This window comes from Legionella sp. W10-070 (genome assembly GCF_900640175.1).
Classification (GTDB): domain Bacteria; phylum Pseudomonadota; class Gammaproteobacteria; order Legionellales; family Legionellaceae; genus Tatlockia.
The window spans coordinates 1-9,681 of sequence record NZ_CAAAJC010000041.1; the positions used below are offsets into that span (position 1 = coordinate 1).

Genomic DNA, 9,681 nt, shown 5'->3' on the forward strand with positions numbered 1-9,681 from the left:
CTCTTAAACAGCATTATAAGAGCTTTGTCAATAAAAACTTAGGGCCAATTGGAAGCATAAAGCGCGGTACGTAGGCAGTAGGGATCAATTGTCCACAGAACCTATAGCGAGTCTCGGAATATAAATTTCAAGCTGGCTTTTGTAATGACTCAATGACCGCACCTAAAAATCTTGTAGCTTCACCCCCGGTAATGGCGCGGTGATCGAAGCTTAGCGATAATGGCAGTAAACGATGTTTTTCTATTTTGCCGTCATTGACTACTGCTCCCTCATATAATCGCCCTACTGCCAAGATAGCAACTGCTGGTGGTACAATGATTGGGCTGGCAAAACGTCCTGCAAATTTACCAAAGTTTGATAAGGTGATGGTAGCTCCTTTTAGAACTTCCGGAGACACGGTACGATTGTGGACCGCCTGTTTGTAATCATTAATTATTTGTCGCAACTGCTCATCTGTGTGCTTGGCCGCATCATGAACAACAGGTACAAATAAACCGTCGTTGCTATCCATTGCCAAACCTAAATTTACCTCTGTAAAACATTTGCGCGCACTATGGCTTGTATCAAACCAGGCATTGAGTGCGGGTTCCTGCTTACAGGCATATACAATTGCGCGAATAAGACGAACAGTGATATCACTTTGCGGTTGCCAGCACTCAATATCTGCTTCATCAAAGATACTGACAGGAACAACTTCCTGGTGGGACTGGAGCATACTGTTCAGCATCGCACGTCGAACACCCTTTAATGCTTCATAACCTTCAGGAAGTTGAGTTTTTTTGTTCGCTGCTGCTTCTACATCTTCCCGGGTAATAACACCATGCTCTCCTGTTCCAGTGAGGGCGTTTAAATCGATGCCATACTTTTTAGCCAGTAATCGAACAGCGGGGGTTGTTCTGGGGCGTTGGGAAGCTTTATTTGCTGAGCCAATGGTAAAATTATCTTCACTGACATCGGTACTCTCTTCCAGGTTACCGACAACGGTACCTTTGTCTACCCGGGGAGTTTCTGTTGCCTCAAAGGCAACCAATGGTTCCCCGGTTTTAATGACGTCGCCGGGCTTTCCGAATAGTTTAACAATAGTTCCGCTCTGAGGGCAGGGAACATCTACAACGGCTTTGGCTGTCTCCATAGAAACCAAGGGCTGATCAGTCTGGACAATATCGCCTTCTTTAACAAACCATTCATGAATTTCAGCATCAGGCAGCCCTTCGCCTAAGTCAGGTAAATTGAAAATATTCATCATCACTCCATTATACTCATGACACTGTTTTTGATTCGTGAAACACTGGGTATGTAGTGCTTTTCTAATTGAAAATAAGGCATTACGACATCATAACCAGTAACCCGCTGCACAGGTGCCAGCAAATCAGGTAAGGAATTTTCCATTAGCTGTGAAGAAATTTCAGCGCCTACACCGCAGGTTTTAGCACCCTCATGTACTATGATGCATCGACCTGTTTTTTCGACAGACGCGATAATTGTTTCCATGTCTAGCGGTTTGATAGTTGCAACATCAATGACTTCGCAAGATACGCCCTCTTCAGCGAGTTGCTTTGCTGCCTGCATGGTTTCGTGAATGCTGGCTCCCCAGCTCACCAAGGTAACATCATCTCCCTCCCGTAATGTAAAACATTTACCTAAAGGTAATGCTTGTCCATTATCTTCTACAGGTTGCTTGACCAGCCTGTAAATTCGTTTGGGTTCGAGAAAAATTACAGGATCGGGATTTCTTATTGCGGCTAACAATAATCCATAAGCACGTTTGGGTGAAGAGGGAATGACAACCTGTAGACCTGGGATATGGGCAAATAGTGCCTCAGTACTTTCAGAATGATGTTCAGGTGCCCGAATACCGCCGCCGAAAGGGGCACGAAACACCAGAGGGCAATGTAATCTTCCACGTGTACGATTCCGCATCCGCGCCGCATGAGAGATAATTTGGTTCATGGCAGGATAAATAAACCCCATAAACTGGAATTCTGCAACAGGTTTTATCCCTTGCAGGGACATTCCAACAGCAAGGCCGGCAATCATTGATTCTGCTAAAGGTGAGTCAAATACCCGACGCTCACCAAACCGCTCTTGCAAGCCAATGGTTGCGCGAAAAACGCCGCCGTTTTTTCCCACATCCTCGCCAAATACGACTACATCTTCATCGTTCGCCAACTCATGAGCTAATGCTTGGGTGACTGCTTCAATCAAGGTTATATCAGGCATGAGCTGCTTCCTCCACGGCTATGGCACGTTGCTCAATCAGGTAATCCGGTAATTCAGCATAATGATAATCAAAGGCGCTGGTAATTGGTTGTGGTTCACGACTCAAATACTCTTCAACAGCGTGCTCAATTTTCTTATTAACCTGCTTTATTAATAATTCCTCCTGATTTTTATCCCAGATATTGTGTTGCTCTAAATAATGTTTAAACCGGTTAACAGGCTCTCTCAAGCGAGCTGCTTCTACTTCTTCACAGGGTTGATAGCGCGTAGCATCATCTGCGGTGGTATGGTCACAAAGTCTGTAAGTCAGCGCTTCAATCAGAGTAGGCCCTTCGCCGCGACGTGCTTTTTCGATTGCATCGCCAATTACTTGCCGGCAAGCTAAAATATCATTTCCGTCAACTTGAATTCCTTCAAATCCTGCCGCGATGGCTTTTTGTGCGATCGTTTGGGCAGCTGTTTGTTTGGATAAAGGCACTGAGATTGCCCATTGGTTGTTGTTTACTACAAAAACTACTGGTAACTGCCAGGTGCCGGCTACATTCATGGCTTCGTAAAAATCCCCTTCAGAAGTGCCTCCTTCACCAATAGTGACCACTGCAACTCGAGGCTGATTACGATACTTTAATGCAAAGGCAATACCTGCGGCATGTAAACATTGTGACGCGATGGGGACGCAAATGGGAAGATCTTCTGAGTTACAGGCAAATTGGCTGCCGCGCTCATCGCCACCCCAGTAAGATAAGATCTCGGACATTTTCACGCCACGTTGAAATTGGGCGGCATAGTCTCGGTAGTAAGGTATGAATACGTCCTCTTTGCGCAGGGCATGACCAATGGCTGTAGAGATGGCTTCTTGCCCATTAATTGGGGCATAAGTCCCCATTTTTCCAGTGCGCTGAAGAGCGATTGCTTTTTTATCAAATGCTCTTGTTTGGACCATTACCTGATACAACTCTTTCAGTACTGTCTTATCTGATGCGAAAGAGGGTGATGTATTGCAGAGTTCACCCTGTTCATTAAGGAACTGGATGAAGGGTATTTCAAAGCTGGCGACTGTAGTCACGACTGTCTCCTTGTTAGCAACGCCGTCATAGGATACTCACAATTTATTGCAAAAACTAGGTATTATTTTTCAAATCAGATTCTGAAATAAAAAGCGGTATAATTATTTTCTGAAATTACTATTGCTTATTCGGTTATTGCTTTATATATTGAATGCAACCTGATACAAGGAGGATAATACTTTGTTTTATAAACAATTAATTTACTGTGGAACAGGCCTTATGGCGAGTCTTTGTGTACATACGGCAATGGCCGGTGGAATGGGGACTGAAGCAGTTTCCAAACTATCCTGGCTTGCAAGTATCAGCGGAGGACCTGTCTGGGAGAGGGCTGGAAAGACACAGACTTTTTATCTGGCTCCTGAGATTGAAAAAACCTATTATGCGAAGAAATCTACTAGTAGTCTGGCATATGGTGAACTCTTTTTAGGAATGCAAAAAGACTTTTACAATCAGCTTCAGGCTCAAATTGGCTTGGCGCTAGCTGCTACAGACAAAGCAAAATTATCCGGTGAGATTTGGGATGACGCTGACCCGCAATTTGATAATTATGTTTATAAATACAAAATAAAGCATAGGCGCGTTGCTTTAAAGGGGAAGCTATTATTTGATAGGAATTATGTGGTTATTCCCTGGGTTAGTGGGAGCGTTGGTGTTGGATTTAATAAGGCCTATGGATTTGATAATACACCAACAATCTTTGAGGCGGTAAAAAATGCTAACTTTACCAACAATACTAAAACAGCCTTTACTTATACGCTTGGGGCAGGGCTCCAAAAAGCACTGACTGAATGCTGGCAAGTTGGTATTGGCTATGAGTTTGCTGATTGGGGAAAAAGTCAGCTTGGCCGTTCGGCAGGGCAAACTTTGAACCAGGGATTATCCCTTAATCATTTATATACTCATGGTGTTTTGCTCAACGTTACTTACATTGCATAAATCCGCTGTTCGATAGCCTGTTATTCAAGAATAGAGGCGTTCTTGGGTAACAGGATAACTGATTTTTAAATATTCAGTTATGTATGACAGCAGAACCTGGTTCATTTTTTGATATTAAATTATTTTAAGCCATTTAGGGAAAAACATCGGAGTCACTTTTTGATACTCAATGTAAAGATTACCTCTGGATTCAATTGACCCTTGTTCCGTCATGGGCGCTGTGATTCTTGTCATGATAAAATAAAGAGTTAATGGAGAAATAATGGCTATCCATCCATAAGGAGTCGAAAAAGCAAATAAGGTAAAGGAGCACCATACCAGCCATTCATAAAAGTAATTTGGATGCCTGCAATAACGCCATAGCTTTTGATTACAGACTTTTCCTGGATTATTTGTTTTGAAATATTGTAATTGAGAGTCAGCCGCTGTTTCTAAAATTATTGCCGTCAAAAATAGAATTAATGCAAAAATATCCAATAGATCGAGTGTTGATTTAGTTGAAGAAGAGAAATACCAGGAAATGGAAACAAGGCAAATCAATGCGCCTTGTAACTGAAAATTTAAAAAAAATCCTAAAGGTTTCGCAAGCTTCCAATCATTACTCAAGGCAAGATAACGTTTGTCTATTTTTTTAAGGCGTATTCGTGTCCACCACAAATACCCCCCAAGCCTAACTCCCCACATCAGCAGTGCCAGGCAAAGAACCATAGATCGTAATGAAAACTCGTGGCTGTTTAAATAGACAAGGCCAGCCAGTGTTAAGCCGGAGGCCCAACCGACATCAACAACTGAGGGGTTATTGGTGTAATGGTACCATAGCCAAATCAAGCACATGTGTAAAAAGATGATGGCGACTACCAGTAAAATTATCATCTTATTCCTTTGCTGCATGTGTAATTAAATAGATATAAACTCAGAGGCAGGAATAGAGACCAGGTTAACCCCAGAGAAAGGTAAAATATCATTCCGCTGCTGATAAGGGTTGCTGCTCCAAATTCAACGCCTAGCCAATACGCGATTATAATGGATGGAAACATGATTAGTCCCCAAATAAAGTAGTGAGTTAACCAGTAGCGGTATAAAAGAACGAGATTAAATCCAAAACTTAGCCACAAAGCAATCATCCAAAGCGGCGGAAAATGGGAACCAAAGAAATTGGCTTTAAAATAGATCATACCGCTGTGAAGCCAGATGGCATCAGTGATAGCGCCTAATAGAGATAATCCCATAGCATAATGGAGTGCATCACGCCAGTGGAGTTGATTGATTATCTGCAAAAGAATCTGTGCTGCCATGATTAATGCAGTAATGATTAATCCCAATAAATGGTAGCCATGAGCGGCAAAGTATATACAACCCATCCAGCATAAATAGTACGAGATAAAGTGTATAATACTCGAAAGCTTAATATTCATCACCAGGACTCATACGACCTGCAAGAGCAATACATCCTTGACCAGCATGTAAACCAATAGCAAGTGATACTGATTCTATGTAAGTGGGTGCTTTATCGAATGCTCGGATTGCCATGTCAGCGAGGCGCAAAGCCTGATTTTTTTCATCCGCATGAACGATACAGTAATCCTCTAAAATGAGTTGAGATTCGTCTCTCTTTTTCTGCAGGAAGGTAATTAATTTATTACTTGCTCTTGAGTGGGAAAAACATTTGTCGACGATGATACCTTGGCCTGCTGAATCAATGGAGATGACAGGTTTGATATTAACCCATTGGGCAATGCGCCCAGAGATTTTATTTACTCGGCCAGAGCGAATCATCGATTCAAATTGATTGACCATGACAAAAATATAGGTATTTTTTATGGCTTCTCTGACAAAATTGACTATAGATTCGATGTTATTTCCTGACGCGATGAGCTGCCCTGCATAATGCAAAAGTAATCCATGTGCCCCAGAATTGGTTTTGGTATCCAATACGGTGATGTTGTCATATTTTTGGGTTGCAACAAGGAATGCATTGTAGATGCCACTCATTTGGCTGGATATTGATAGTATAAGCACATGATCATAATATGGGGCTATTTTTGCCAGTTTTTCCTCTATAAGAATTGGGTTCAAACAGGAGGTTTTCGGATGAGTTTTGAACGAGTTAAGTTGCTTGTAAAATACATTGGTTTCAAAACAATATTTATCCAGTAAATGATGTTCATCGACATGAATGTTTAAAGGAATTTGATGGATTTGATATTGATCAATGAAGTCCTGGGGTAAATCGGCACTTGAGTCTGTCACTAATGCTATCTTATATTTTTTTCCAAACTGGAGTTCATGCTGTCTTTGCATGTCATCTACTTTAGGATATTGGATAGTGTATTCCTTAGATAAACTCGTGAAAACTTCACGAGGATTATTGGTATGAACATGAAATCTGGTGATGCGCTCATTACCTGTAACAGAGGCACAGTCCCCTTGTTGCTTTAAAAAATGTAATAATTTATTTTTATCAATCGAGGCAGATTTGAGGACAGCTTCAGCACAGTAGCGATGTTCTGTTGTGGCACATGTCAGCTGAAGGCGCTCTGTAATGGCTAAAGGTGGGGGTATGGTTGCTGTGTCTGTGGAGTGTGGTTGCTGCAAAAATTGTGTAAACCCGTCAATGAAATAATAAAATCCCAAAGCGCCAGCATCAACAACATTGGTTTTTTGCAAAATAGTTAACAATTGCTTGGTTTGATCCACTTCATGAGAGAGTAAAGGCAATAATTCCAACAAGGTCTGAGCTAACAGAGAGCGAGATTGGTTCATCCCACAAAGCGAACCCCATTTTTGAATGAGAGTTATCATGGTGCCCGGTACCGGATTAGTTACGACCATAGCAATTTCTTTACCAATTTGAACCACGATTTCTGAAAAGTCATTAAAATGGAGTTCTTCTTTGTTCGGCAAATTTTTGGCTAATAAGTTAAAAAAGTGAGAAAAAATAATACCGGAGTTTCCGCGCGCACCGATAGTACTCGCATCAGCAATAGATTCAAGAGTGCTTCTTAATTCGATTTTTGCTGAGGAAAACTCAATAATTGCCATGCATGTAGAATACAAATTATCTCCCGTATCGCCATCGGCTACTGGAAAAACATTGATTTTGTTGAGTTCTTGTCTATAGTGTATGAGTTTATAACAACCTGCTATTATTGCGGCATGAAAGGTTGCACCAGTTAACTTATTCAAGGGCATGGCATGTCCATATAATGAATATTGAAGTTTACGAGCTAATCCATCATAGTAGATATTTTTACACTAATGCAAGAAGAATGATATGGCTCGCTACTTGGTAATTGCTGCAAGCAGTGCTATCGGACAGTCCGTAACAACCCTTTTAAAAAATCAAGGTGACACCGTTTTTACCACAGCACGAGACAATTATAACATAAGCCCCGATTTTCAACTGAATGCTACTGATTTTGATGCGGTTTTAGATGTTTTTCGCCAAATAGCTCCCCTTGATGGCGTCGTGAATTGTGCGGGTTCGCTACTTCTGAAAAATGCCCACAGTACCAGTTTTGATGAATTTCAAGCCGTGATCAATGCGTCACTCACTACTTCTTTTGCTACCATTCGAGCAGCTGGATTAACTATGAAGCAAGGGGGGGCGGTTGTATTGATATCATCAGCCGCTGCTTTGGTAGGTCTGGCCAATCATGAAGCTATTGCGGCAGCCAAAGCGGGTATCATTGGTTTAGCTCAATCTGCTGCAGCCACTTATGCTACAAACGGTTTAAGAGTGAATGTCGTGGCTCCTGGAATGGTCAATAGTCCGCTGACCACATCGTTATTAAGCAATCAGGTGGTTTTGAATGCATCGCAGGCAATGCATGCTTTAGGGCGAATTGGTGTTCCAGAAGATATTGCTCGCGCAATTAGGTTTTTACTTGATCCGGATAATAACTGGATCACAGGGCAAGTGATGCCTGTTGATGGAGGGTTGAGCCGAGTTCGACCCAAGATGAAAATTTAATGAACTACTATGACGACACTATGTTTTATATTGGGTGATCAGCTCAATGAAACAATCGCCTCACTTGCGGAAATCAATAAAAAAGAGGACATTGTATTTTTATGTGAGGTGGAGGAGGAAACGGATTATGCTCCTCATCATCCTAAAAAAATCGCATTCTTAATAAAGCCCAACAACTAATGACAGATTTGGATTCGGCCAATCTCTGATTTGTTATTGAATATAACTTTTTAAATAGATAGTCGCTATCGAACTCCAGGCGCACAGTACTATGCTCCATAGCCAATCAAGGAATGCCATGCCCACAGGAAAATTCTTAAAAATAGCAAGACAGATAAAATCATAGACTCCATAAATAATAGCGCCAAGAAGCGCGCCATATAATGCTGCGTATGGTAATAAGGTTTTAGCCAGCGGTATAACAAAGACCACAATGCTCAAGGCAAAAAGCAGATAGACTAATAAAGCTGACCACCATATTGGCTTTAATTGCCCCTCTGAAAGACGCAGCCACTGTTGGTATTGGTCAAAATAAAGATTTCTGGCGATGAATCCAAGCCATATTATATCGGTCAAAATAAAGATAAAAAAGGCAATTGCAAATGTCTTAAGCGTCCATCCAGTCATGTTACTCCCTTAATGATGATTTTTATCCTTCTGGCTTTTTATGAAACCTCTTGCTTAACCTGTCTCTTTTGTTAGCTTGGCTGTATTTGCGGTGCTCATGGACTATATGCAAATTCCACTCTTCAAAGCGGTTACGTTTTGCCTTAATAAAAAATAATCAAAATTCGATGATAGAGCTTAATGTCCATGATACATTGCAGCTCGTTAATTGAGAAACCATATCATACCATTGAGATAGGCTGCAAAAAGCAGCCAAATGAAGTAGGGGAATAACAATACAGCAATGCTTTTTTTCTTGTTTTTTAAGTTAAACAGTAGAATCCCAGTGAGGGCTGTCATTACCAGAATCCATAAAAAACTAAACCCTGTCCAATGCAGGACAAAAAAAAGTGGGATCCATGCCCAATTCATGAGCATCTGGGCTGCAAATAAATAAAAAGCCGGCTTAATCTCTGACTTATTTCGGGAGCGCCATAAAACCCAACCAGCTATTGCAAGAAGGGCATATAAAAGAGACCAAGCAATTGAAAATACTGACCCTCGAGGAGTCAAATTCGATTTATTGAGCCCTTCATACCAGGAAAGAGTATTCGCTTGAGTCAGCATGCCTAAAACAAATCCGATAGCTTCAAAAGCAATGACCCAGGCAAGCAGTTCCATCCAACTTTTTTTATTCAATAGGCCCCTCCAAATGTAGTCAATCCCTATGGGAGCAAGCTTCGATAAACGCAGGACTATCGGTCAAAATTAAATTACAACTCTAGGGTGTGTTTTTAAAGTTTTCAAACGATAAAAAATCTGATAAAAAGGCTCCATGCTAAAATGGAGTAACTGGATGTCCCGCTTTGTCATTGATGA

General features: G+C 41.4%; 10 protein-coding genes and 1 pseudogene. 3 read left to right on the top strand and 8 right to left on the bottom strand.

The window, feature by feature from the left end; translation table 11 throughout:
- Positions 1 to 127: 127 nt before the first annotated feature.
- Genes E1O65_RS11990 through pdhA form a run of 3 tightly spaced genes read right to left on the bottom strand, consistent with a single transcriptional unit; the run spans position 128 to position 3,286 of the window.
- On the bottom strand, positions 128 to 1,243 hold the full coding sequence (locus tag E1O65_RS11990) for a dihydrolipoamide acetyltransferase family protein (protein WP_133133833.1): 1,116 nt from the start codon (positions 1,241 to 1,243) through the stop codon (positions 128 to 130).
- Positions 1,244 to 1,245: 2 nt separating this feature from the next.
- Positions 1,246 to 2,220 (bottom strand): alpha-ketoacid dehydrogenase subunit beta, encoded by a 975-nt coding sequence (locus E1O65_RS11995; RefSeq protein WP_133133834.1) that lies wholly within the window; start codon positions 2,218 to 2,220, stop codon positions 1,246 to 1,248.
- Entirely contained in the window at positions 2,213 to 3,286 is a 1,074-nt protein-coding gene (gene pdhA / locus E1O65_RS12000) for a pyruvate dehydrogenase (acetyl-transferring) E1 component subunit alpha (RefSeq protein WP_133133835.1), read from the bottom strand. Before pdhA ends, E1O65_RS11995 begins: the two co-directional genes overlap by 8 nt.
- A 220-nt stretch (positions 3,287 to 3,506) precedes the next feature.
- Here pdhA and E1O65_RS12005 point away from each other — a divergent pair, with 220 nt between their 5' ends.
- Positions 3,507 to 4,223, top strand: coding sequence for a porin family protein (locus E1O65_RS12005; protein WP_133133842.1), 717 nt, complete (start codon positions 3,507 to 3,509; stop codon positions 4,221 to 4,223).
- 114 nt (positions 4,224 to 4,337) lie between these two features.
- Here E1O65_RS12005 and E1O65_RS12010 read toward each other — a convergent pair whose 3' ends face one another.
- Genes E1O65_RS12010 through E1O65_RS12020 form a run of 3 tightly spaced genes read right to left on the bottom strand, consistent with a single transcriptional unit; the run spans position 4,338 to position 7,415 of the window.
- Positions 4,338 to 5,096, bottom strand: a complete 759-nt coding sequence (locus E1O65_RS12010; RefSeq protein WP_133133836.1) for a DUF1295 domain-containing protein — start codon at positions 5,094 to 5,096, stop codon at positions 4,338 to 4,340.
- Positions 5,093 to 5,638: a DUF2878 domain-containing protein gene (locus E1O65_RS12015; RefSeq protein WP_133133837.1), complete on the bottom strand. Its 546-nt coding sequence runs from the start codon at positions 5,636 to 5,638 to the stop codon at positions 5,093 to 5,095. The genes E1O65_RS12010 and E1O65_RS12015 overlap by 4 nt, the downstream gene beginning before the upstream one ends.
- Positions 5,628 to 7,415, bottom strand: a complete 1,788-nt coding sequence (locus E1O65_RS12020) for a DegV family protein (protein WP_133133838.1) — start codon at positions 7,413 to 7,415, stop codon at positions 5,628 to 5,630. The genes E1O65_RS12015 and E1O65_RS12020 overlap by 11 nt, the downstream gene beginning before the upstream one ends.
- 82 nt (positions 7,416 to 7,497) lie before the next feature.
- Here E1O65_RS12020 and E1O65_RS12025 point away from each other — a divergent pair, with 82 nt between their 5' ends.
- Complete coding sequence (locus E1O65_RS12025) at positions 7,498 to 8,196, top strand: SDR family oxidoreductase (RefSeq protein WP_133133839.1); 699 nt, start codon at positions 7,498 to 7,500, stop codon at positions 8,194 to 8,196.
- A gap of 9 nt (positions 8,197 to 8,205) precedes the next feature.
- A pseudogene (locus tag E1O65_RS12030) lies at positions 8,206 to 8,358 on the top strand (cryptochrome/photolyase family protein); the annotation flags it as partial.
- A 51-nt stretch (positions 8,359 to 8,409) separates the two neighbouring features.
- Here E1O65_RS12030 and E1O65_RS12035 read toward each other — a convergent pair.
- On the bottom strand, positions 8,410 to 8,823 hold the full coding sequence (locus tag E1O65_RS12035; RefSeq protein ID WP_133133840.1) for a DUF2177 family protein: 414 nt from the start codon (positions 8,821 to 8,823) through the stop codon (positions 8,410 to 8,412).
- Positions 8,824 to 9,027: 204 nt separating this feature from the next.
- Positions 9,028 to 9,501, bottom strand: coding sequence for a TspO/MBR family protein (locus E1O65_RS12040; protein WP_133133841.1), 474 nt, complete (start codon positions 9,499 to 9,501; stop codon positions 9,028 to 9,030).
- Between the last annotated feature and the right edge of the window lie 180 nt (positions 9,502 to 9,681).